This is a genomic window from Aquimarina sp. KJ22-3, assembly GCF_055808215.1.
Genome location: NZ_CM147859.1, coordinates 4,969,548 through 4,995,318 on the forward strand (window position 1 = coordinate 4,969,548; position 25,771 = coordinate 4,995,318).

Below are 25,771 nucleotides of genomic sequence, written 5' to 3' on the forward strand. Positions count from 1 at the left end.
TCAGTTTAACCAGTGAGTATCACCAAAGTTTTTTTCTAAACTCAGTAGGAGTGTTTTTCTTTATCTTCTTAAACTTCCGGTTGAAATGAGATAAATTTTTAAACCCACTTTTGTATGAAGCTTCTGCAATCGATATGTCCGGTTCCTTTGACAAAAGCAGACATGAATTTTCAATTCTAATTTCGGTCAAAAATTCAAAAAACGTTTTATTGGTTCTTTTTTTAAAGTACCTGCAAAAGGCATTTTTTGTCATGTTTGCTTTCTTAGCAACCTCTTCCAGGGTAATATCTCTATAAAATTCATTCATTACCAATTGAAAAACCTGAGCCATTCTTTTCCCTTCATTATCACTGTATTTTTTCTTCAATAAAGAGGAAGATATGGTCTCTTTACGGGTTTGAGAGAGTATTTTTAGCATTTGTAAAAAAATGAGCAATCTTTCTAGTTTATTAGGCTCATTCTTTACATCCAAAAACATCTTTTTTAAGTTTTCCTTTTCTGAAAGCACTCTTATTCCAAATGGAAACAAATCAAAAAAACTTCTCACCTCATCAAATTCAGATAGATCAAAAAAATCATCCCCAAAGGATGTTCTAGTAAAGAACAAAGAAATCATATGAGAATGCGATGCGATGCTACTGCTTTTTAGCACATGAGGTACATTACTTCCAAAAATAAATATATCGTTGGGTTGATAACTTGAAACCGTATCACCTACAATCAAACTCCCTTCTCCAGAAATGACCCATGAGATTTGAATTTCTTCATGTTGGTGAAAGGCATCATAAAATGTAGCTCCTCGATCCTCCTGCACAATAAGAGCATCAGTAGTAGTTTTGGGTATTTTAAAAGAAAGTGCTTTCATCTTACTTCATCAATATTACTCAATAAAATCAAAATAAACACAAATTAAGGTAATATAGTATCAATATTAGATAACTTATGCGTATTGCATGCTAAGTAGAGATTCTACTTTTGGTCAAAACATTTATCATGGCAATTCAATGGAAAGGGGTAATGCCCGCAGTGACTACAAAATTTACACCACAGGACACCTTAGACCTCAAAATGTTTGAGGTGAATATTAAAGCTCAGTTAGAGGCCGGGGTTCACGGAATTATTCTCGGAGGTACTCTTGGTGAGGCAAGTACATTAAGTGATTCTGAAAAAAGAACTTTGGTGCAAACAACAGTGGACATCGTAAACGGACAGGTTCCTGTTATTATCAATATTGCAGAACAAACTACCAAAGGAGGGATCCAAGCAGTTAAAAATGCAAAAGAAGACGGTGCTAGTGGCTTGATGATGCTTCCTCCTATGCGATATAAAGCTAGTGATAAAGAAACGATCGCTTATTTTAAAGAAATAGCCAAAAATACTGATCTACCCATAATGATCTACAACAACCCTGTGGATTATGCAATCGAAGTAACTCTAGATATGTTTGAGGATTTACTGACCTTGGACAATATACAAGCGGTAAAGGAATCTACTAGAGATATTTCTAATGTAACCAGAATTAAAAATCGATTCGGAGATCGCTTAAAAATTTTATGTGGTGTTGATACCCTGGCCCTGGAGAGTCTGATCATGGGTGCCGATGGATGGGTAGCAGGTCTGGTCGATGCATTTCCTAAAGAAACCGTAGCTATCTATGAGCTTCAAAAAGCAGGAAGAATCGAAGAAGCTATCGCCATCTACAGATGGTTTTTACCATTGCTAGAGTTAGACATAAACCCTAAATTAGTACAAAACATTAAACTGGCCGAAGTTGCTACAGGAATAGGGACCGAAAATGTGAGACCTCCCCGATTACCATTATCTGGAGAGGAGCGAAAACAGGTGCTCGAAATTATTGAAACGGGAATAAAAAACAGACCGAAATTACCAAATATAGCGGCCCTTCAAAATGCATAAGATCAAATAAAATCACACGTATCAATACACTATAAAAACATGATAACCGGTAAAAATTATATAGGCAATCATCTTTCTTCCCAAGGAGATAAAACCTACAAAACCTTTAATCCAAAGGTCAATATCGAAAATAAGCCATTGTATTATGAAGCTTCCGAAACAGAAATTGACCAAGCAGTTGATCTGGCTTCTGAGGCATTTGCTGCGTATAAAAAGGTTTCTGGAAAAGATAAAGCTCAGTTCTTAAATACGATCGCCGAAGAAATTCTTGCTCTGGGTGATCTATTAATTCAGACCTATATTTCTGAAAGTGGACTCCCAGAAAAAAGAGCCATTGGAGAACGAACAAGAACCATAGGTCAATTAAGAACTTTTGCAAATTTGGTAGCCGATGGAACATGGGTAGAAGCCACTATAGATACAGCAGATCCAAATAGAATACCCTTCCCAAAACCAGATCTTAGAAAAATGTTAACCCCATTAGGTCCGGTGGTGGTTTTTGGTGCCAGTAATTTTCCTCTGGCCTATTCTACCGCTGGTGGTGATACAGCTTCTGCTTTAGCTTCTGGATGTCCTGTGATTGTAAAATCGCACCCAATGCACGCTGGTACGGGAGAACTCATTGCATCTGCTATTATAGCTGCTGCAGAAAAAACGAAAATGCCCAACGGAGTATTTTCTAACCTCAATAGTTCTGGTATCGAAGTAGGTGTGCAATTGGTCAAACACCCAAAAATAAAAGGTGTCGGTTTTACCGGAAGTATCAAAGGAGGGCGAGCATTATTTGATCTTGCAGCTCAACGGCCAGAGCCCATACCCGTATTTGCAGAAATGGGAAGTATTAATCCCGTTGTAATCTTTCCGGAAGCCCTACAAAAAGAGGAGCATCTTTGGCAACTACTTATGCCAAATCTATCACTTTGGGTACCGGGCAATTCTGTACAAATCCGGGTTTGATTTTGGGGGTAAAAAGTGAAGCACTGGATCAATTTATTGATAAATTATCTAATGAAATCTTAACGATCACTCCTTCTTGTATGTTGCATCCCAATATTGTAAACAACTACAAGAACAACTCAGCAAATATGCTTCAAGAAGCGGGTATTTCTAAAACAGCCGATTATCAAGGTGATTTGGAACCAAACTTTGCTGGTCAAATGATTACCACAGTAGATGGAGATTCCTTTTTAAACAACACCAATCTGCACCAAGAGGTTTTTGGGCCGTTCTCTATGGTAGTACAATGTAAAGATCTGGAGGAATTAACCACTATTATCGATCATCTCGAGGGGCAACTTACCGGGACTATTTTGGCAGAGCAAGAAGAGATAGCAGATCACCGTACTATTATAGAGGCACTGCAAAATAGAGTAGGTCGACTTATTTTTAATGGAGTACCTACAGGAGTAGAAGTATGTCCATCGATGCTTCATGGAGGACCGTATCCTGCATCTACTGACAGTAGATTTACCGCTGTGGGAATCCATGCTATTAAGCGTTGGGTACGCCCTATGAGTTATCAAAACTGGCCTGATCATTTATTACCAGATGAGTTACAAAATCAGAACCCTCTTGGTATTTCCAGATTGGTGAATGGAGATTCCACACGAAACCCGCTGTAGTATGAGTATCTCAGTATATCGATGCATAGACGCACATACCTGTGGCAATCCTGTACGAGTAGTGACTACCGGTCATCCTCCTCTGGTAGGAAATTCTATGAGCGAAAAACGGCAACACTTCTTAAAAGAGTATGACTGGATTCGGAAGGGATTAATGTTTGAACCCAGAGGTCATGATATGATGAGTGGTAGTTTTTTATTCGAACCTCATGATCCAGAGAATGATTTTGCAATTTTGTTTATTGAAACTTCGGGTTGTTTGCCCATGTGTGGTCATGGAACTATTGGTACCATCACTATAGCTATTGAAGAAGGCCTAGTTCAGCCTAAAACACCAGGAAAAATACGAATGGAAGCCCCTGCTGGGTTGGTTGAAATCGAATATCAACAAACCGGGAAAAAAGTCGACTGGGTAAAACTCACTAATGTCCCATCGTATCTAGCTGCTGAAGGATTAGAAATAGATTGTCCCGAACTGGGAACACTTGTTTTTGATGTCGCCTACGGTGGAAATTTTTATGCCATTATCGATCCGCAATCCAATTTTGAAGGAATGCACGCTTTCGAAGCATCCAAACTAATTCAATACTCACAAGTATTACGCAAAAGCATCAACCAAAAGTATCCTGATACCTTTATTCATCCTGAAGATGAAACGATTAGAGACGTAAGTCATATGTTATGGACAGGAGATCCTATCGATCCAAAATCATCTGGGAGAAACGCTGTGTTTTATGGAGATAAAGCGATCGATCGCTCTCCTTGCGGCACTGGCACTTCTGCTAGAATGGCTCAGTTACATGCAAAAGGTAGATTAAAAAAAGGAGAGGATTTTATACATGAAAGCATCATTGGTAGTACATTTATAGGACGTATAGAACAAGAAACTACGTTGGGTGATCAAAAAGCAATTGTCCCAAGTATACAAGGTTGGGCCAAAATATATGGGTATAATACGATTACTATCGATGATGATGATGATCCTTATGCACATGGATTTCAAGTAATTTAACCGATGTAGTTTTAAAAAAACAGAGCAATGAAAAACTGTATTGTGATTGGTGGAGGTATTATTGGTTTATGTACGGCATATTATCTTCATAAAGAAGGGCATCAAGTTACGGTTATCGATCAATCCTCGATGGATTTTGGAGCTTCTTATGTTAATGCAGGATATTTATCCCCTAGTCATATCATACCGCTAGCCGCTCCAGGAGTCATGAAAAAAGGATTGCAATGGATGTTTAATCCTTCAAGTCCTCTTTTTATAAAACCACGACTTAATTCTAATTTTCTGAAATGGACACTGGCGTTTAATGCTTCATGCTCTAGCAAAAATGTACAAAAAGGGATTCCTGCTATCAAAGAGATTGCAATTTTGGGGAGAGATCTGTATACAGATATCAAAAATGATGAAAACTTTTCCTTCCAGTTAGAAAAAAAGGACTTCTGATGCTCTGTCAAACCGAAAAAATGCTGGAAGAAGAAATTCGGGTAGCAGAAACCGCCATAAAAGAAGGACTAGTTGCCAAAACGTTATCAAAACAAGAACTGCAAGAGTTACATCCTGATACTGCGGTACAGGCAATTGGTGCAACCTGGTATGAATGTGATGCACATACTACACCCAATACTTTTATGAAAGAAATGAAAAACCATTTGGAAGCTTCTGGAGTTCGATTTCATAAAAATGAAAAGATTGAAAATCTGTCCTTCAACAACGGAAAAATAGTTACCATAGGCAATAGCACACATACTTATACCGCAGACGAATATATCTTAACTGCAGGCTCCTGGTCTAACCAGTTAAGCAAATTACTTGGTATCAACCTGCTGCTGGAGGCGGGAAAAGGGTACCGAATCAATTCTGATAGAAATTTGGGCATCACCATTCCCGCAATTCTTGCAGAAGCAAAAGTAGCAATCACCCCAATGGATGGATTTACCCGATTTGCCGGAACTATGGAAATTGCCGGAATTAATCATCGCATTAATCAAGTACGAGTAGAAGCTATTGCCAAAGCTACGCAGCGCTATTTTCCTAATATCGAGTTAACCCCGGAAGAAAAAGGAAAAGCTGCTTGTGGATTACGACCAGTGACTCCAGATGGTCTGCCATACATAGGAAAATCATCAAAGTGTAATAACCTTACTATAGCAACAGGTCACGCCATGATGGGCTGGAGTATGGGATCAGCCACTGGAAAACTAGTATCCGAACTAATTAGCGATAAAAAACCTTCTCTCGATCTGGACGTATATCATCCGGACAGAAAATTCTAGCTTCAGTTGTTTTTATAAAATTCCTGTTTGTTTTTTATAAAAAGCATCTTGCTGTTTTTTCATCATTTCTCTGGCCACTTTCTTTTTATAAGCATAAAGTTCTTCCTCTTCGGTAAGATCACCGTATACTCTATCATTGATATCAAAGTCTGTTTGTAATACCACAGCTCGCTGACCTTCCTTCTGCTCTACCCAGGTTCTTATTTCTCCTTCGGCATCTTGCAATTTAAAATCATATTCTCCTTTTGGAGATATCAGTTTGGCAAAAATAGGAGAGGTTTCGATAGCCAGGAACAATAAAAATATAAAGAATGAGGGCAACCACGGTAATTCATTAAGCGCGTTGATCCTTGCCATCAATCCATCAAAATTATCGATAATAGGTTGTGAGTTATCTACCTGAGATTCGTACTCGGTAGCTAGCTGCACTTTTTGATTTTCTAGCGTAGCTATTTTCTCGGCGTTACTCTTTTTAAGTGCTACCAGTTCTTCTAGGGCAGCATCGTGCTTTTCTCTTTTTTCTTTATATACAGGACCTTTACCTACAATTTCAGTTCCTTTTCGACCTTCGGCTTCGGCAATATAGGTTTCGTATAAGTCATTAACTTCAGTTTCCTTGGTTGTAATTTCTTCTTTTAGGGCTCCAATTTCCTGATCGATTCCATTAATCACCGGAGTAAATTGAGTTGCGATTTGTTCTTTGTTGGCAAGAGTATAGTCATTCTTCTGCTCTAATAACACGCGATCTATTTCCTTCTCGAAGATTTTTAATTCTAACGGTTTTGAAATGACAATGGCAATGATGATTGCCAAAATTATTCTGGGCGATGCCTGTAGCAGTTCATCCAAAAAATTGTCCTTTTTTTGATGGTGGATACTATAAATCTATCCAGATTAAAGATTAACAATCCCCAAATCAGCCCAAAAAAGGCTGCGGTAAAATAATTATCAAAAACAGTATACAGTGCATAACTCGCAGCAATAGAAGCCATTACAGCAGTAAAAAAAACAGTAGCTCCTATACCAGCATACTTGTTCTGTTCTCCATTAGAACAATTTTCTAAAATAGCAGTATCTGCTCCCGAGCATAAAATAAAAAATCTCTTTAACATCATCTAAGGGTTTTTTGATTGATACTAGGTATAACGCTGATTTATAAGTAAATGTTGCACAAAAAAACTCCCAAAAGGGAGTTAAAAATTATATGCGGCTATAAAAATAAATCAAGCGTTTTAGCGGTTATTATCTTTTCTGGCTTTGGATTTAGCTCTTTTCAACTCTTTTCTTGCCTTTTTACGAGCTTTTTCAGCTTCTTTACGAGCTTCTTCCAAATTTTTTCTAGCTTCGGCTCTTAATTGCTCTCGCTCTTTGGCTACCACTTCTCTATCTTTTCTTACTTGCTCCATAGCCATTGCTCTTGCTTTTTCGGCTTCCTCTCTTGCCATCAAAGCTTGTTTCATGGCTTGTTCTCTCGCCTTTTCTGCCTGGAACATGGCTTCTTTTCTAGACTCCATAGCTTGTTTCATGGCTCGCTCTCTTGCTCTTTCTGCATCTCGTTGTGCTTTCAAAGCATGTTCCTGAGCAATCATAGCAGCTTTTCTTGCTTCTTCTTGAGCTTTCATCAAAATTTCTTGTTGCTGGGCTCTCTGCTCTCTAATTCTTTCTTTAGATCTTCTGCTTATTTCCAACACCGCAGCTCTAGCTTCTGCTGCTGCCTCTCTGCCTATTCTAGCTCTTTCTCGATCCCCCTCAATGCCGGCTGCGTACTGCTCTTCACTTACTCTACGTGCTACTTCTTGCGCTATTGCACTTACCCTTTCACGTGCTTCTCTAGCTTCTTCTTCATTAAAAGAAGCCGTGGCTTCTTTTATCTCTTCAGCTCTTCGCTCTTCTTCCTCTTCTTCAATTTCGGCCAACATCTCCTCTTCTTCACTATCTTCAAAAACCTGAGAATCTGAGGGTGGAGTTGGTGCCCCTGGTGGTGTTGGTTCCTTTGGTGCTTCACTACGTTTTATTCGTTTAGTCTCTTTTGGAGGTGGCGGAATCGCACTTGCTTCCCCTTTGCGCACTATTGGTGCAGGAGGTAATGGTGGAGCTGGTGGGATTAAATCATGATCCGGATTGGATTGATATAACCTAGTTTTTTTATACTCTTTGTTTAATTCCACGATAAAATCATCATTAGCATTTTGTAATTTCACATCAAAATTAAACCCTTTCAACTCGTCATCTTTCCATTGTTTGGTGGTATTATCAATAACCGTAGCAAAATTGGAGATACTAGTAGCCTTCCCGTTTACCGTGATTTGGTTTCCTGTTACTTTTATCTTTATTTGTTTATCAGAATCACTATCCTGAACGGTTTTGGAATAATTGACATTTCTTTGCTGGGCTACAATTTCATTAGTAAATAACAGCATACACCCAAACAAAAGGGGAAAAAGCAGCAACAGCTTTGTCGCTGCTTTGGTTCTAGAAAATTGTTGTGACATCATAACGATTCGTTTTTTGGTTAATGAATAATTGATTGAACTCGCTAGTACAGTGTGATTAGGACTGCTATTATAGCCAACGAGTAGGTCGATATACTTTTTTATAGAATCTTCTTGATGCAGTACACTTTGGTCTGCTAGGAATTCATGATTTAACTTTATTGCTCTTTTGATCCAATACCACATTGGATTAAACCAAAATATAACTTGCATGATCTCAACGAATAAGATATCGAGTGTATGCTTCTGTTGCACATGAGTTTGTTCATGTAGTAAGACCTCCTTTGGAATCTTGTTTTCTTTAAATGCTCTTCCTGGTACAAAAATGTAACTCCAAAAAGAATGCGGAACTACTGTATTACCCAATAAAACGTGTATAAACGAAGGTGTTTTTAGTTGTTCATTAGTGGTAATTTTTTTAACCATCCTCCTCAAATTCAATAGGAACCTGGTACCAAAAATAAGAACACCGATTCCGTACAATGTCCATAATACAATAGGCCAATAATTAATAGAAGGCGCTACTTCTTGTGGAACATCTTCCAGATAGGTATACGATGCCGTAGGAGCGACTAGGGCTTCTTGATCGGCTACAACATCTACCGTATATGTAATTGTGATTAATGGGATCGTATATGCAAAAACCAAACTAAACAAAAGGTAAAAGCGTTTTAAAACGTGCATACTTTCTTTCTCCAGAAACCATCGGTAGAAAGCCCATAACAGCACTAAGCAAAGTGTAGATTTAAGGATGTATGCTATCATTTTTTCTGTTTTTGAAGTTGTTGGTCAACAATCTTTTTGAGCTCTTCTAATTCTGAAGTTGATAAGTTCGTCTCTTCAGTGAAAAAAGAGGCAAACTGAGAAGCAGAATTATTGAAAAAATTCTTAATCAATCCATTAACATGCTTCGAAAAGTAATCGGTCTTTTTTACCAAAGGATAGTATTCTCTTGATTTTCCGTAGAGCGTATAATCCACAAAACCTTTATCCTTCATTCTTTTAAGCAATGTTGCTACGGTAGTCGTTGCCGGTTTAGGTTCGGGAAAAGCATCCAGCAAATCTTTCATAAATGCCTTTTCTAACTTCCATAAGTATTTCATCAGTTGTTCTTCGGCTTTGGATAATTGCATTGCTCTACTAAATTAGAATTAACTCTACAAATGTAGAATAAAAAATAACAAATACAAAAAACTACCATCAAAACCTTGTAAAAAAATAGTAAACTATTGATTCTATAAAGGTTTTCAGGTAGTTTTAATTAAAAAACAAAACCTACCAAGTTATTGCTTGACTATCGGAAGTACTATATTGGAATTAGCCGATTTTATTTTTACAAAGTACGTCCCTGATTTTGTTATCTCTTTTCCAAACGATATTACATTTGGACTATTGGCATATGTTCTGTCCATAAGTTGTTGTCCCAAAATATTATAAACACTTATGGATACAGATTCCTCTTTTAGTTTGGATACATTTATTTGAACAGTATTGTTGAAAGGGTTAGGCGAAATGGTAATTTCATGCATATCTTTATTCACCTCATCGGTATTATTTCGGTTGAAAGATGTATTTACGGTTGTATAGATGCTTGTGTTGGGTTTTGTTTGATAAGCATAATCCAATATGGTGAAAGACAATCCATCATTTGAAACTACACCATGAAACCAACCATAGTGTGTATTTCCATCTATTAAGAATTCAAACCCTATAAATCCTGATTTTCCATTCCAATCCGAATACGAAGAAGAACTAATAATATAACTGTTCGGATCATTTCTGAAATTACGTTGGTTTCCAATTTCTTCACCTTCATCTATTAGCGTAATATTACGTGTATTCTCATTACAAACTACATCCTTGCCATAAGTAACCAAACGAGCCGAGTTATTAGTATACCAAGCACCATATCCATTGTCATCTCCTCGTTCTATTCTAAAGAAATCCCAGGTATTTGAAGGATTGACTGACACATCATCAATGTCAACATAGACTACTCCATCATCGTTGATACAAGGATCACAAGATCCTCCACAATCTATCCCAGTTTCATCTCCATTTTGGATCCCGTCGGTACATGTAGCGCCAGAGTCATCTCTTATACGAATACTATAATCCTCTACCTCACCCAGGTAAGAGTCTATACCGCAAGGTGTAATTTTATCTTCAGATCCATATCCTATTCGAACTCTCATTCGTAATGATGTATTGGAGATCACCCAAGAAGGAACACTTATGTTACTTATATATGGCCCTGGGCCATATTTCGAGAAAATTCTTTCACCTGTATCTGTAAAATCTCCATCATTATTCCAATCTATCCATACTCCTACCGCATTATAGGTCCAATGTTCATTATTTACATTTACACTTAATTCCGTTTGATCATTTTTTTGAATTGTGGTAGATAATGAAGTATAATCTGAATAAGGATTATGAGTACTACTGTTGTTGATTTCTCCAAAATTTACTTTGGTAATGTGTAAACTTGATCCTGCATTGGATGCCTCACAATACGTAATTGTTGTAGAACAGGGCTCACAGGATCCTCCGCAATCTATTCCCGTTTCATCTCCATTTTGGACCCCATCATTACAGCTTGGCGTGGTACCTCCCCAAACTTTACTTCCTGCACTAATTGCTCCAAACGGTTCTGTACTATATGCATAGTCCAACAAGCTATATGAACTTCCATCTGGGGTTACCCGAATTCTAAACCATCCATAATTAGTTTTCCCAATATACATCTCCAGTTGAAAACCAATGTAAGCTGTTTTTCCATCCCAAACCGTATACGAAGTATCTCTTATAACATGCAAATCTGGATAAGCGCCTCCTTCAACCCAATTACTTTCAGAAGATATCAATGTATTTTCTTCTATTGGGATTGGGTTTCTTGTTCCTAAATTACAAACTAATGCCTTTTGATAGGTTTCTAATTTCAGATCATTATTCTCGAAAAAAGTACCGAACGAATTACTATCTGCTCCTTCTATTCTGAAAAAAGTCCATGTCGTGCTTGCGTTTGCGGTATAATCTTCATTATCTACGTAAACCACCTGATAGGGATCATAATAAGAAAAGTAAAAGGAGACTTTATCTGTGTTCAAGGCATTAATCCCGCCCGAAATGAGCGTATCTTTGAGGGTAATACTTCCCGTAGTATTATCAACTATTGCATGGTTATTTGCTTTTCCATTGAATTTTACGCTTAGCCTCGTATTATTAATAACCGTTATCGTGGGAGAATATCCAGACGGAAGTTCTGAAACATAATGAATCCCCTCTACCAAGGTTCCTGAACTTAAGGTAAAAGTGCCGCCTTCTATATTGATATCATAACTACTATCGACTAGTGCTCCTTCGTTTGATAAAGATTCTTCTACAGTATTGTTGTTTACAACCAATGCAGCACCATTTAGATTAACACCTGTAGCTGTCAGATTATCAGGTTGCCACAAGGGTTTTCTTGTAGGATGCTGCAATGCTGCCAGCATTCTATTGACCTGACCCTGGGTATACATTTTTGCACAGCCTGCTGCCGAATCGTATCCCATATAATTTTCATAATTGATTAAATTCCCACAATCAGTGGCTCCAACTACGCAACCATCATCACCAGAATTTTCATCCTCTTTAGGAGTATCATCAACTTCATCCCCATTGGGATCATTACACCCCCTTCGAAAGTATGGATTAAATTGAGCCAATGCCCAAACTCATGAGTAAACACCGACGCAAATTCTTTATCTGTATTCCCGTGTAGATATTGACCATTATATACTACCCGAGCAATATTTTGATCAGACATAGTGGTATTGGGATACCATGCAACTCCTGAGTTATTTGAAACCCCATCACCGTATAAGTCACCAGTGATGTATACATTCATATATTTATAATTATCCCATCCATCTCTAGCCACAACGGGACTATTGTAATTACCCATTCCAGAAGCTTCCGGGTGAAAAATTACACCACTGGTACTTCCTCCGTTTGGATCTATTTTTGCCAGTGCGAACCGAACATTTAACATTGATTTTCTACCGTCAAAAAAGGGATCTATGCTATTCCAATCATCATTGAGCCCATTAAAATCTTTATTAAGTGCATCTAAGGCTTCTTTTATGGTGTTATAATCTACCGTTTTCCCATGTTGGACGGTTCCATAAACATGAACAACAACTGGAATCGTATATGTCGTTGCAGCTTCTTTCAGAAGTGTTTTGCTATTAACAAACTCTTTTGTGAATTTATTAAAGTTTTCATGCTCGGATTTTGATTTTGGATTCATTGAAAAAATAAAATCGTTTACATCTTTTGCTTTACACTGCTTAGCATTTATAGCTTCCCGTTGTGCTAATAAAGAGGAAAAATAGAGGCATAGCAAAACCGTTAAAAAAAAGGCTTTAGTTTTCATAGTTGAGTTGATTTTGTGTTAGTTACGATAAAATTAAAGCTATCCTCGTACTTCTAATTATACTATACTAACTAAACGACATACTATATTATCCATCTTTGATGATTCGCTTAATCCAGCTCATGAAAATGATCTAAAAACAAAAAATCCCAATACAAAATTATGTACTGGGATTTTCTAAAACTTAGATTATTATTCTATTGATCTATTGACTCAACTCCGTAAAATATTTATAAAACAACGGAATCGTTTCTATTCCTTTTAGATAGTTCCATACTCCAAAATGTTCGTTTGGAGAATGAATAGCATCACTATTCAAACCAAATCCCATCAAAATGGTTTTACTTTTTAGTTCTTTCTCGAATAGCGAAACGATTGGAATACTACCTCCACTTCTTTGTGGAATCGGAGTAGTACCAAAAGTATCCTGATAGGCTTTACTTGCTGCTTGATATCCTATATTATCAATTGGGGTAACATATCCCTGACCTCCATGGTGCGGTGTCACTTTTACGGTTACAGCTTCTGGAGCAATGCTTTCAAAGTGTCTTGCAAATAACTCTGTGATCTCTTCCCAATCCTGGTTAGGTACTAATCGCATCGAAATTTTAGCATAGGCTTTACTTGCAATAACCGTTTTGGCTCCTTCACCTGTATATCCTCCCCAAATTCCATTTACATCAAGTGTAGGGCGAATCGAGTTGCGCTCATTTGTAGTATATCCCTCTTCACCATATACATCATTAATAGCTAATGCGTTTTTATAAGCTTCTATAGAAAACGGCGCTTTGGCCATTTCGGCTCTTTCTTCTTTCGATAACTCTTCTACCTTATCATAAAATCCAGGTATGGTAATATGATTATTCTCATCATGTAGTGAAGCAATCATTTTGGTCAACACATTGATCGGATTAGCTACGGCTCCACCATACAGTCCACTATGCAAATCCCGATTAGGTCCAGTAACCTCAACCTCAACATAACTTAATCCTCTTAAGCCAGTGGTTATCGACGGAACATCTTTTGCGATCATTCCTGTATCACTGATCAAAATAACATCGTTGGCTAGTTTTTCTTGATTTCTCTCTACAAACCATCCCAAACTTTTACTCCCTACTTCCTCTTCACCTTCGATCATGAATTTCACATTACAAGGTAATTGATTGGTTTCAGTCATGAACTCCAATGCTTTTACATGCATATACATCTGTCCTTTATCATCACATGAACCCCGAGCAAAAATTGCTCCTTCAGGATGTATATCCGTTGCCTTTATTACGGGTTCAAATGGAGGACTATCCCAAAGGTCTAACGGATCTGGTGGTTGCACATCATAGTGCCCATATACCAAAACCGTTGGAAGATTTTTATCGATTATTTTTTCTCCATATACGATAGGATATCCAGGAGTTTCACAAATCTCTACTTTATCACATCCTGCGTTTTCAAGACTATTTTTGATCTCCTGAGCAGTTTTTATCACATCCTTTTCGTAGGCAGAATCCGCGCTAATCGATGGAATTTTAAGCAAGGCTAAAAGTTCGTCTATAAATCGATCTTTATGCTCTTGAACGTATGAGTTTATATTTTGCATGGAATTGAGTTAATTAAGGCCTAAAAGTACTAAAACTTTATATTTTTTGAGAAGGTTGTTTTTATTTTAAAAGTATTGTTTATATTTGCACCCGCTTACTAATAAAAGTGAGACTTTTTGTACCGAGTCCTAAGGGGTACAAAATTAAAAATGCGGGCGTGGTGGAATTGGTAGACACGCTAGACTTAGGATCTAGTGCCGCGAGGTGTGAGAGTTCGAGTCTCTCCGCCCGCACCGAAGAAAAGCTTCTCAGAAATGGGAAGCTTTTTTTATACCTAAAAGTTAAATACTACTGAGGAGAGATGAGAAGTTTATCCTGAGCGCTTCGACTTTGCTCAGAGTGACACGAGGTACGAGCCGAAGAAAGTCTCTCTGACTACACTGCAATAGGAAAGCCGAATCAACGGATTCGGCTTTCCTTATTTGGTTGCTTTCTTAAAGAATATCTATCCACCATTTTATCTCAAAAATACATTTATAGATTATAATAAACCACTTATCAACTCAATCGGACACTTACTCATTTTCACTACCTAGACCCACACATCTGGATTAATTTTACACCGTAAAACACTGACAACTAATATAATAATATTACATCATGAAAGACGGCAAACTATCCATAGACATCATCATCATCTTTGCTTTCGTAGTGTGTTTGGCGATGCTTTCGGCTGATATTTATGGTAGTTATCTGGATTTCTTTGTAGACAAAGGATTAGTGAATAGTTACCTAAATAATATTTTGATTAGTATTTATAGTAAGGTACCTGTTTTACAATCTTCTGTATTTACAAGGTTCGTTTGTATTTTATTATTCGCCTTCGCTTCACTAGGATTTCAAGTCAAAAAGAAACCAGAAGGCAATCATCAGATCAAATATTATATTATTGGTCTCGCAGTTGGGGTTATCGTATTTGTTTTAACCCCTTCAATACCCACTCCAATTTTCCTAAACTTAGGACTTACGGTTGTTTCTTTTGTAGCGTTTATTTGGGGATTTATCAATTTCCGGAGGCATTTTGATTTCTATGGCCAAAAGGATGAGTTTAATGAGAAGAACCTCATCTTCAAGCAAGAAAAAGATGTAATGGAGAACCCGTATTCGGTAAACTTTAAGACAAGTAACGGAGTGGTAAACGTGGTGAATCCTTTTAGAGCCACCATGGTATTGGGAACTCCGGGTTCGGGGAAATCATATTCTGTCATAGAAGAATACATCAGACAGCATATTCAAAAGAAATTCACCATGCTGGTATACGATTTCAAATTCCCATCATTAGCCAAAGAAACCTATGCTTTTTTCCAATACTATAAAGAACAATATGACATAGAACCCGATTTCAGTGTTATCTCACTGGATGATATCGAACGTTCTAACTTCGTAAACCCGATCAGTCCCGATTTGATCAATAAAGCGGCAGATGCGATTGAGGCAGCACAAACTGTATTATACAACCTCAACAAAGAGTGGATTACTCAAAAGGATTTCTTTGCACAATCCGCAATCTCTTACTTCGCTTCTTGTATCTATTTCTTAAAGATATATGAGGATGGTAAATACTGCACACTACCACATGCCATAACATTAGCTGCTTGTCCAGATGAAAAGGTCTTCAAAATATTTGGAGAGTATAAAGAGCTTAAATTCTTTATGACACCGTTTGCTGACGCGCTCGAAAAAGAAGCATTTGAGCAGTTATCCGGACAAACCGCATCTGCCAGAATTCCGCTATCACAACTAGCCACCAAAGAATTATTCTGGGTAATGGGTAATAATGTTTACCCGGAGCTAAATGTCCCTTTAGAAATCAACAATCCCAAGGAACCATCGATCATGATTCTGGCGAATTCGCCAGCTACACAAACCACAAATTCGCCAGCCTTAGGTCTGATTGCTACACAGATATTAAAAAAGATCAATCAGCAAAATAGACAACCCTGTTCTGTGATCATTGATGAGTTGCCAACCATGTATTTTATGGGATTAGACAACTTGATTGCAACGGCAAGATCCAACAAAATATCTACGACTATTGGGATGCAAGATCTAGAGCAGTTAAAAAGAGACTATGGAGATAAAATCGCCGAAACCATCTTCAATATTGTAGGAAACATTTTTAGTGGATCGGTTAGAAGCGAAACAGCTACCAAACTACAAGAAGTATTTGGTAAGAAAAAGCAAAAAATGAAAAGTGTATCTGTAGATACCAGTGCTACCTCTTATAGCATTAGCGAAAACCTGGAATATGTAATGCCAGTGGCTACGCTTTCGCAATTATCCCAAGGAGAGTTTGTAGGTATAGTGGCCGACAACTTTGGAGAAGAGATTAATCGAAAAATATTCAGAGGGAAAATACAAATAGATAAACGTACAGACGCCATAAAAACAGCCATTCCAAAAGTATTGGATGAAGATGATGACGTGGATAGTTTAATGGATGGCAACTTCAACAGAATCGTGGAAGAGATTGATATCCTCGTCGCCACCGAACTATACAATATTGAGTTTGCTCAGGAAAACGAAACCAATACTGTATCTGAAACTGCATAAAAAAACAAAGGAGAAAAAAGATGAAAAATTGTAAAGCAACATATGGTGTTTGCCTATTGCTACTCATGTTCTGCGTAGCTACGATGGCCGCACAAACCGCTACAATAAAAAAGTATGAGAACATTCCGGTTTATTTCCCATTAGATAAGAATGATTTTGTAACCGTTTCTTCCCCATATGGATTTCGAAACCATCCAATTCTTAAAGAAAACAGATTACATCAAGGCATCGATCTGGTAGCCACAAAGGGAAAACCTGTATTTGCCGCTGCTAACGGAACCGTAGAAAAGGCTGATTTCGTAAAAGGTTATGGAAATCGAATTCTACTAGCTCACGGCGAAGAGATCAAAACACTATATGGTCACCTATGGATTAAAACGGTAAAGAAAGGGGATACTATAAAACAAGGGCAACTTATCGGTTTGGTTGGAGACACCGGAAGAGTAACCGGCCCACACCTGCACTATGAAATATGGCTTAAGGGGAAAAGAGTAGACCCACTGCTAGTTTGGAGAAGCTGGATCAAAAAAGAGGATAAGGAAATCGCAATGAATTAATAAAAAACAAAAATGGACAAAAACAAAAAAATAATAGCGACAGTTGTATTTGTAGCCTTTATGGCGCTGATAGGTGTTTTCATAAAAGTAGCTATCATGCCATCTGGTGAGTCAGATAAATCGGAAGCCAAAATCAATATTTTGACGCCAAAGGTTGATGACAAAAAAATTAAGAGAACTTCAAAAATTCAAAACTACGAAAAGGACAAATCCATTTTTGGACTCAACAAGGTAGTAAAAAACCTTAGTGATGTAGAAGATGCTGAGAAACAAGTTTACGTAGAAGAATCAATCATCAGAGGAATGGAAGATTCCCTGAATCCACAAGAATTAGAACAACAACAAAAATTATATCAAAACGATGCTTATGCTAGCGCTGCTAATCCGGCTTATAATCAAGCAACAAAATCTCGGAATACTCAAGAAGTTGAAGAGGTTTATATAGACGAAGAATTGCAAAGAATAATGGCTTTGCAAGATCAACTTATGGAGCAATCCAGAATGGCTGCACAATCCGATAATCCTGAAGAAAATCTAAGTGCTTTTGTGGATTCGTATAACCAAGTTGCTGCTGCTCACGGACAACCTTCTATGGAGATGAAATTTGAAAATGGCCAAACTGGTCTGGGAACCGGAGTTGGTGGAACTAACCCAGAAGATATTGCCAAAACTGCTCAAATGGCAAGTGAACGAATGTCGAATGCTATTAAAGATAAGTTTACCGCAAAAAATCACTTTCAGGGAGCGGGATCTGCCAGAGGGGATGATAAAATCGTAGGATTAGTACCCGCAGAAACTGTAGACCATGGGGTATTGGTGAATGGAAGTACAATAGCGATAAGAACCAAGAAAGATGTACGATTAAAAGAACCCGCCTTATACATTCCAAAAGGGTCGGTAGTTTATGGGAAAGTTAATCTTTCTACGAATAGATTAATGATCGACATCAATAGCTACAAGGCCCATGATAAACTTTACCTATTGGATTTTAGTCTCTACGATTACGATGGACGAGAGGGAATTCATTTAGGCAATCGAACCTGGCCCAAAATTCCTTCCAAGGTAGCTAACGATGTATATGATTATGCTTACCAAAGAGGAACTCAAGCCGCAGCATTAGGAGGAAACAACAGCATTAATCTGGATGAGGCAAAAGACATCGCGATCCTATCTGCTGCCAAAGAAATAAGCACGGAGATATTCGATAAAAGAACAGTGTATATGCCCAAGAAATATCACTTATGGTTTAACATTAACACCCAGTAACATGAAGAACGACACACTAAATACCGTATTTCCGATATATGCTGTAGAGAACGATCTAATCGTATCCAAAAAGGGAGATATCAGCGTTGGGTACAGGCTAAAACTACCACAAATATATTCTCTGGATATGGCTGCTATCGAAAGGATCAATCAACTATTTGACAAAATCATCAGGTCCTTACCAGAAGATACGATCATTCAAAAACAAGATTACTTCTTTGTTGATACCGTAAAAGAAGCTATTGCAAAAGGAGAGCACATGCTATCCCGAAGTGATAATAAGTTTTTCTATGAGAAACCCACACTAAGTCATGAGTGTTACTTGTTTATCACCAAGGATTCTAAAAAGAAAATGAGTATCACTAGTAGTCCAAAACAATACGAGAAGTATATGGAAGAAGTAGATACTTTTCTAAAAACAGTGACTACCAGTATTTCTTTCTTGATCAAAGAAGAATTTTTTGAAGTCGAAAAGATGAAAACCGATTGTATGCTGGAGGTTATCGGAAAGTATTTTTCCTTATCTCCAAAAGGGAATCAAGCATTGCAAGATATCTTCTTTGACAAAAAGCTTCAGGTAGGGAATAAAGTAGGAGAAATGTATGCCATAACTTCATACGATCAATTACCGCTTACCATAGAGACGACAAAAAAGAATATCGATTTCTCTACGCAAAAGACAAATTTTCAGATTCCGTTTATACAACCAGTATGTTTGGGATTAGAATGCAATCATATTTATAATCAGGTGATCTACATCAGTAGCTCTGACAGTATTTTTTCAAAATTAAAAACCAAACTCAATCAGTTTAAAAGTTTAGCCATTTTATCCAAAGAAAATGAAGTTACCTATGATCAAATTGACGAATTGGTAAGTACGGTGATTGAGAAAGAGTTGAAATTCGTAAACCAACATTTCAATATCATTCTTTGGGACACTTCTGAAGAAAAACTAGAAAATCATAAAAACCAGTTAGAGAATTCTTTTAAAGAATTAGGGATTACTCCATACCAAATAAAATACGCCTTAAAAGATTTATACATTAATAATGCTCCTGGTGCTTCAGTTTACATTCCAGAAAACTACAAATTCATCGGGATTTCTGAGCAAACCCCAGTATTCCTGAATTTCGAGAGCTATTATGAAGGAAATACCAACGGAATTTTATTAACCGACCGTAAAAATGGGGCTCCTGTACGATTGGATTTATGGGATGAGCCGCTAAAAAGAGGACTTATCGTAAATCGTAATCGACTCATCTTTGGTCCTTCGGGTACAGGAAAATCATTCCTGATCAATCATATCGCCAGCCAGTACTATGAGCAAGGGCATCATATCGTAATGATCGATATCGGTAACTCCTACAAGAAATTGTGTCAACTCGTAAACGGTCAATATTTTGCCTATGACTTGGATATGCCACTACAGTTTAATCCTTTTTATTTCCAGAGCTTAAGTGAAATAGACAACGAAAAAAAGGTATTCCTAACTTCTCTGATCTTGTTTTTGTGGAAAGGTGATGATCCGCATATGAGAGAAGAAAAACAAATCATCGGGTTGTACCTGGACGCTTACTACGAAAGTTTTGAATCTAATAAAGACAAGTTTCCTTGTATGTCTTCTTTCTACGAGTTTGTAGACCAACATTCGGTAATGGATAACGAGGAAAAATACTTTGACAAAACGAGTTTTCAGTTGTCACTAAGAGACTTTCATGATGGGAAATACAGTCAAATCCTAAATTCCAAAGATCAGATCGATTTGGTACAAGAACGATTTATAGTATTTGAGATGGACAACATCAAAGATCATCCCGTTTTATTCCCACTGGTGACGATGTTATGTATAGATGTAGTAATGGGAAAAATCAGAAAAATCCCTGAGATCAAGAAATCCATATTTATAGACGAGTGCTGGAAACCTATTTCTAAGGGAGAAATGGCGCAATTCATCAAATACCTATACAAGACGGTAAGGAAATTTTACGGAGAGGTAGCTATTGCAACACAAGATGTAGAAGATATTTTGGACACGCCTGCAGGGCCTGCCATGATTAACAATACAGATACGATGATCCTTCTTTCTCATAAAAAGAAGATGGCCACCAAGGATAAGTTTGCACAATATCTATCCTTCAGTGAGTCTGATCTTGAAAAACTATTCTCTACGGACAAAAGAGAAGTTTTTATCAAAGTGGGTAGTGTATCCAATGTATACAAAGTAACCGTATCACCAGAGCGATATGCTTGCTACTCCTCTAACGCAGATGAAAACAAATTCATATACGATGTCTACAACAAGAAAAAAATATGCAATTGGCATTACGAGAATTTGTAGAAAGATAATAAACAGTTTAAACGAACAGCATAAAAGACAACCAATTATGAAACGCATTTTTTTAATACTACTAACGATTATAGCAAATCACTGCTTAATTCACGGTCAGGATAACCTGGTACCTATCAACAAACAAGATACTTTGTTAGTCTCTGACGTAAAAACAACACATCTGTTATTTGATAAAAAAATCAAGTATGTAGATATAGGATCTCCATATTTTGTTGCAGACACTTTGCCACAAATGATTCGGTTAAAGCATATAGGAGAAGAACTTATCGATAGCCGAAGCCAACTCTCTAACCTTACCGTGATCACTGATGATGGAGGTTACTATTCCATCGCATTGGGATATGATCGTTTTGCTCCGTCTGTGACTTATAAAGTTAAAGCCTCAGATCATTTAGTATCTGTCTTTAAAAAAGAAGAGGAGGAAGAAAAAGAAAAAGAAGATCAGTTTGAATCGCTATGCACTCAATTGGCAAGGCATAGCCGAAATATCATGAACATTAAAGATGGTAAAAAAGGGGATTTGAGAATAGAGGTTGCAGGAATATACTACATCGAAGAGAAAATCGCCATTCGCATAGCGTTAAAAAACGAATCTACACTAGATTTCGATATCGACAATATACTGTTTAGAACCAAGCTACGTAAACGAATGAGCAAGGATTATCTATACCAGGAACGTGTTATTTCTCCAATCTTTACCTGTACCGATAATTTTGAAATCATAGGCCATGGTGAACAATCGGTAACCTTACTGTTTAACAAGTTCATGTTGAATGAAAACGAGAAACTGGCGATAGACATTTTTGAAGAAAATGGCGGTAGATCAGTAAGTATCGATATCCCGAGAGAGCGATTATTACGCCCAAAGATTATCTAAAAACTTGAAAGCAAAAAAATGAGAGCACTTATTGTAATAGGAAGTCTTTTTATCACTATGACCTCATCGGCTCAATATCTGGATTTCCCAGGAATGTTCATGAGAGGAACCGAAAGAAATAAGGTAAGAGAATGGGGTCGTCAAATGACAAAAACCACTACAGCCTACACCAGTACTGTAGCACCCACCGCAACGATTATGGCTGCAAAAGAGCGCTATTTTTTTACTCCAGGAATCACTATCAAATATGATGATTATAATGATATCTGTAATGGATACATAGGGTTTAAATCAAGAGGTGCCTGCAACAATAAAAAAAACTATCTGATATACGCTCACAAAAGGGTACTGTACCTCTTATTGACTACCACCAAAAATAGGGTAAACGTAGGGGTTATGGAGCAAATTGAAGAGAAGTATGTGAGTATCACCAATACCATCTATAAAGAGCTTGAAGCAATGAAACGGGAAGCAGAGCGGAAAATTCTGTATCGATTATTATCCAAAAGCTAACACGCAGGGGATTAAAAAACAAAAATACAATATCATGAAAGGGACACTAAAATTAATCATCGGACTACTATTTATTAGTCAAACATGTTTCGGACAATTTGTTCATGTACATACACATTTCAACAATAACGACAAGAAAACACGTCAAAAGTTAGTAGAGCTTGGAGTCACTGTAGGAGCGAGAAACGGTATCATGGAATACCAGAATTCTTTACTCTCACAATCCAATAGGAATATGGAAAAAATGTTGGACGAAAACTACAAGCGAAAACATAACTACGAAGAAAAGGATGGAGCATCTCTAGCTGCTTCAATCGTATCCTCTTTGGCCAGTACTACTGTATCTAAATATGCTGTATTACCGTATATGACAAGAACAAAGAGAGAATACTTTGAGAATCTCTCTAAAGACAGAGCTATTCTTCTTGCCTTAATGTATTTAGATAAATCGAAAATTAAATCCTCTAAGCGTCAAGAGATTTATCAACTGCGAAGTGAACTCATAAAGGAGTTTTCAAAATACGATAAAGATGCCAGAAGGATTCTATTCTTTTCTGCCCTTGGATTAGTGGTGATTAACTATGCTACTTTCTCTGAGCTATCCGGAACATTAAAGGTAGCAAACATCGTACTCTAAATATCAATGTAATCAACAAATCATAGCAGCAATGAAAGCTATACAAAAAATAACGATAGTGATCTGTCTTTTGAAAGGGTTAACCATTTCTGCACAGGAATACCCTTTCCTAACAGATCCAGGATCTATGGGAGGTTCTGTTGGCGCCTATTACTTATACAGATCATTACTATCTGAAGAGAAGAAATTAACTTCTGAGATTAACAATTACAGAAACAAATACTATGAACGACTTGCTTACCTAACAGGTCCTACTGCGGCAGGTGCTCTTTATGTTAATGACAAGTTGGATGAGGAAATGTCTAATGCTAGAAAACGATACAATACGCTAACCAATAGAAATAGCACCATGGCTTTCTTTAATTACACCAAGAAAAAGAGAAACACCAAGAACCTGGCGACTGCAAAGCAAATGATCGATAATCTGCAAAGAGAACTCGACAACAATAATTCGCTGATTATTCTATATGGAGACAGGCTCAATCTATATCAAAATGCGATGGAATCTATTTTCAATATTCATCGACTTCTCGATATGATTGAGGATAGTGTAGAACAAAGTGCACTGACTGATTTTATTACAAGACGAAAATAACGCTGACACTGAATTAAAGAACTAAGACATGAAAAGAATTTTGATATATGTACTGTTTGCTATGCTAAGCTTTTCGGCAAAGTCACAAGCGGTTATTACACATACCGTAAATGTAAGCTGGACGGATAACCTTTCTCAGAGTCGATATAAAAGTATCAATAGCGAAAATCATAAGTTAACCGGTAAACTAACTGCAAATACTCCTTTCATCCTGGGGCTTAGCAGGGTGTATAAAGAACAGTACGATGAACTAAAAACATTAAATCGTTTGTTTGAGTTAAGAGCTAAAGGAAGTATAGCAAGGTTCGCAAATGGGACAACCTTTAGTAATAATGTTTATGACAGTATGGGATATATACATACGAAGTACCCTGTACTCAATCTAAATCCGGGAGATACTTTTAGAAATCTTATCATAAGAAGAAGATATAGCACCAAACTAAATAGGGAAAAGAAGAGGATTGAAAACTATGTAAATCCCGATAATCCAATTCCTGAAGGAGAACGTATTTATCTCATACTCTCAACCATAGAAAACGTACTAAATATCACTTTACACAATGAAGAATATTAGCATAGTTACAATCATCTGTTTGTGCTGGGGTATGAGCATTCAATCACAAACGCACTCCTCATCTATAGCCGATGTAGTCGTTGCTGCAGAAAAAGGAGTTATTGCAGGGCTTCTAGGAGTCGAATTAGACAATAAGAAGGATCAACGCAGACAGGTTAGAAACCTAAAAACCAAAGAAACTACTTATGCAAAAAACAGAAGAGTTACGGGTAATCTTAAAACTTCTCCTGTGTACGGAGCGGTGTATATCATGTCCAACAGTTTAAGTATTAAAATAGACAAAGTAAAATCAAATATAAAGACTAGAAAGTACGCCACCTTTGGCATCATGCATGGACTCAAACGCCATGAAGCTGATCTAGAAAAACAAGAAGAATACTATAAAAAATTAAAGTCTGAGTTAGAAGTTATTTCAAGCGGTTTGCTCCTTAGCGGAGGAACTGGATATAACTACACCGCCTTCTTAAAATTATTGATTCGGATGATGAGAGTTAGAGAAAAAGTACATCAGATAGATAAAGACGTATTAAATCTAATGGGGGTTTCCAGGATCCTGGCAAAGTAGAACACAATCCTATTTAGAGGACTCTGGAATAATAATCATGTCGTATTGGGAATAAACAAAAAACAAAAAAATGGATTTAACAGATATTATAAACAGTCTACAGACTGCTATTTTTGAAGGGAATGTTGGAGATAAAAACCTATTTGGGTTATACCAATATATAGATCAAATCATAGATTATGCTTATGGCTTAGCTGCCGTACTAATGATCATCTTAGTAGGATCTAAAGTAATCACTTATTTTGCCAACCCATCAGGGAATTTGGACCCATATACTCTGGTTAGGCCCATCTTAATCTTAGTAGCCTTAGTACTGTATAAACCACTCGTAGAGCTTCTTTTGTTTAGCCCTACAGATATTATAGCCGATGTGACCGAAAATGCGGCTCATTATGTAACCAAAGTGGGTGACGCCAAAGAATTCGAAGATAGTTACAATGGAAGTATCACGCATATCCAGGATAGTAATGCCGACGGGAGTGGTGATGGTGTTTATGATGTGCTACAAATCAATCCGTTCTTAGAACTACTACACCTTATCATCTTTTTTATTGCATCTGTAGTTGCAGGATATATCATGCTTAGGCAGATTATATACAAAGCTATTTATTTTGTCATCGGGGTATTTGCCTTACCATTAGCTTTAATCCCAGGCAATCAAGATGTATTGAAAAAATGGTTTTTCGGTTTTTTAGCTGTCCTGTTATGGATCCCTATTCTTACCATTCTCAAGACCATTTTGATATTAGTTCATAATAATACTGCATCGGGAGGTTTTACCCAGATACTCATGTCAATATGTTTACAAGTGGTGATGATCATTGCGGTACTTAGAGTTCCGAAATATGCGAACATTTTGGTGAGTGCTGGTAGTGACTCTGGAAGCAATTTTACAGCCAGTTTTATGACTGTACCTGCCATGGCGATGTATAAAAAATTAAGAGGGAAATAATCA

General features: G+C 37.2%; 20 protein-coding genes, 1 tRNA gene and 3 pseudogenes. 17 read left to right on the plus strand and 7 right to left on the minus strand.

The window, feature by feature from the left end; genetic code table 11:
- Positions 1–19 precede the first annotated feature (19 nt).
- The gene (locus AC0L3Q_RS22820; RefSeq protein WP_473283246.1) at positions 20–865 is read right to left on the minus strand and encodes an AraC family transcriptional regulator; all 846 of its coding nucleotides are present in this window, start codon (positions 863–865) and stop codon (positions 20–22) included.
- A gap of 128 nt (positions 866–993) precedes the next feature.
- On the opposite strand from AC0L3Q_RS22820, the gene AC0L3Q_RS22825 reads away from it, so the two are divergent.
- From AC0L3Q_RS22825 to AC0L3Q_RS22845, 5 genes and pseudogenes are all read left to right on the plus strand, one after another.
- On the plus strand, positions 994–1,917 hold the full coding sequence (locus AC0L3Q_RS22825; protein ID WP_473283248.1) for a dihydrodipicolinate synthase family protein: 924 nt from the start codon (positions 994–996) through the stop codon (positions 1,915–1,917).
- A 39-nt stretch (positions 1,918–1,956) separates the two neighbouring features.
- Positions 1,957–3,539 (plus strand): annotated as a pseudogene (locus AC0L3Q_RS22830) (aldehyde dehydrogenase (NADP(+))).
- Between the two features lies 1 nt (position 3,540).
- Complete coding sequence (locus AC0L3Q_RS22835; protein WP_473283250.1) at positions 3,541–4,551, plus strand: 4-hydroxyproline epimerase; 1,011 nt, start codon at positions 3,541–3,543, stop codon at positions 4,549–4,551.
- Positions 4,552–4,578: 27 nt separating this feature from the next.
- Positions 4,579–4,992 (plus strand): FAD-dependent oxidoreductase, encoded by a 414-nt coding sequence (locus AC0L3Q_RS22840; protein ID WP_473283252.1) that lies wholly within the window; start codon positions 4,579–4,581, stop codon positions 4,990–4,992.
- Positions 4,992–5,822, plus strand: coding sequence for an NAD(P)/FAD-dependent oxidoreductase (locus AC0L3Q_RS22845; protein ID WP_473283253.1), 831 nt, complete (start codon positions 4,992–4,994; stop codon positions 5,820–5,822). Before AC0L3Q_RS22840 ends, AC0L3Q_RS22845 begins: the two co-directional genes overlap by 1 nt.
- 12 nt (positions 5,823–5,834) lie before the next feature.
- Here AC0L3Q_RS22845 and AC0L3Q_RS22850 read toward each other — a convergent pair.
- The 6 genes and pseudogenes from AC0L3Q_RS22850 to AC0L3Q_RS22875 form a co-directional block, all read right to left on the minus strand.
- Positions 5,835–6,934, minus strand: a pseudogene (locus tag AC0L3Q_RS22850) (DUF4407 domain-containing protein).
- Between the two features lie 120 nt (positions 6,935–7,054).
- Entirely contained in the window at positions 7,055–9,079 is a 2,025-nt protein-coding gene (locus tag AC0L3Q_RS22855; RefSeq protein ID WP_473283255.1) for a M56 family metallopeptidase, read from the minus strand.
- Positions 9,076–9,447 carry a BlaI/MecI/CopY family transcriptional regulator gene (locus AC0L3Q_RS22860; RefSeq protein WP_073318010.1) on the minus strand — a complete coding sequence of 124 codons (372 nt, stop codon included), beginning with the start codon at positions 9,445–9,447 and terminating at the stop codon, positions 9,076–9,078. Before AC0L3Q_RS22860 ends, AC0L3Q_RS22855 begins: the two co-directional genes overlap by 4 nt.
- Positions 9,448–9,597: 150 nt before the next feature.
- Positions 9,598–11,871: a GEVED domain-containing protein gene (locus tag AC0L3Q_RS22865; protein ID WP_473287004.1), complete on the minus strand. Its 2,274-nt coding sequence runs from the start codon at positions 11,869–11,871 to the stop codon at positions 9,598–9,600.
- A pseudogene (locus tag AC0L3Q_RS22870) lies at positions 11,857–12,734 on the minus strand (M43 family zinc metalloprotease); the annotation flags it as partial. The gene AC0L3Q_RS22865 and the pseudogene AC0L3Q_RS22870, both read right to left, overlap by 15 nt.
- Before the next feature lie 205 nt (positions 12,735–12,939).
- Positions 12,940–14,328, minus strand: coding sequence for a dipeptidase (locus tag AC0L3Q_RS22875; protein WP_473283257.1), 1,389 nt, complete (start codon positions 14,326–14,328; stop codon positions 12,940–12,942).
- A gap of 152 nt (positions 14,329–14,480) precedes the next feature.
- Between AC0L3Q_RS22875 and AC0L3Q_RS22880 the strand changes: the two genes are divergently transcribed.
- From AC0L3Q_RS22880 to AC0L3Q_RS22935, 12 genes are all read left to right on the plus strand, one after another.
- Positions 14,481–14,562 (plus strand) — tRNA-Leu (locus AC0L3Q_RS22880).
- A gap of 367 nt (positions 14,563–14,929) precedes the next feature.
- Positions 14,930–16,882: a type IV secretory system conjugative DNA transfer family protein gene (locus AC0L3Q_RS22885; protein ID WP_473283259.1), complete on the plus strand. Its 1,953-nt coding sequence runs from the start codon at positions 14,930–14,932 to the stop codon at positions 16,880–16,882.
- 20 nt (positions 16,883–16,902) lie between these two features.
- Positions 16,903–17,439, plus strand: coding sequence for a M23 family metallopeptidase (locus tag AC0L3Q_RS22890; RefSeq protein WP_473283260.1), 537 nt, complete (start codon positions 16,903–16,905; stop codon positions 17,437–17,439).
- A gap of 12 nt (positions 17,440–17,451) precedes the next feature.
- Positions 17,452–18,705 (plus strand): conjugative transposon protein TraM, encoded by a 1,254-nt coding sequence (traM, locus tag AC0L3Q_RS22895; protein ID WP_473283262.1) that lies wholly within the window; start codon positions 17,452–17,454, stop codon positions 18,703–18,705.
- A gap of 1 nt (position 18,706) precedes the next feature.
- Positions 18,707–21,043 (plus strand): TraG family conjugative transposon ATPase, encoded by a 2,337-nt coding sequence (locus AC0L3Q_RS22900; protein WP_473283264.1) that lies wholly within the window; start codon positions 18,707–18,709, stop codon positions 21,041–21,043.
- A 46-nt stretch (positions 21,044–21,089) separates the two neighbouring features.
- On the plus strand, positions 21,090–21,932 hold the full coding sequence (locus AC0L3Q_RS22905; protein WP_473283266.1) for a DUF4138 domain-containing protein: 843 nt from the start codon (positions 21,090–21,092) through the stop codon (positions 21,930–21,932).
- Between the two features lie 18 nt (positions 21,933–21,950).
- Complete coding sequence (locus AC0L3Q_RS22910; RefSeq protein WP_473283268.1) at positions 21,951–22,445, plus strand: hypothetical protein; 495 nt, start codon at positions 21,951–21,953, stop codon at positions 22,443–22,445.
- Between the two features lie 34 nt (positions 22,446–22,479).
- Positions 22,480–23,082, plus strand: a complete 603-nt coding sequence (locus AC0L3Q_RS22915) for a hypothetical protein (protein WP_473283270.1) — start codon at positions 22,480–22,482, stop codon at positions 23,080–23,082.
- Positions 23,083–23,113: 31 nt separating this feature from the next.
- Positions 23,114–23,677 carry a hypothetical protein gene (locus AC0L3Q_RS22920; protein WP_473283272.1) on the plus strand — a complete coding sequence of 188 codons (564 nt, stop codon included), beginning with the start codon at positions 23,114–23,116 and terminating at the stop codon, positions 23,675–23,677.
- A 28-nt stretch (positions 23,678–23,705) separates the two neighbouring features.
- Positions 23,706–24,251, plus strand: a complete 546-nt coding sequence (locus AC0L3Q_RS22925) for a hypothetical protein (protein WP_473283274.1) — start codon at positions 23,706–23,708, stop codon at positions 24,249–24,251.
- Positions 24,252–24,282: 31 nt separating this feature from the next.
- The gene (locus AC0L3Q_RS22930) at positions 24,283–24,816 is read left to right on the plus strand and encodes a hypothetical protein (protein WP_473283276.1); all 534 of its coding nucleotides are present in this window, start codon (positions 24,283–24,285) and stop codon (positions 24,814–24,816) included.
- 70 nt (positions 24,817–24,886) lie between these two features.
- The gene (locus tag AC0L3Q_RS22935; RefSeq protein ID WP_073318047.1) at positions 24,887–25,768 is read left to right on the plus strand and encodes a hypothetical protein; all 882 of its coding nucleotides are present in this window, start codon (positions 24,887–24,889) and stop codon (positions 25,766–25,768) included.
- Positions 25,769–25,771: the final 3 nt, after the last annotated feature.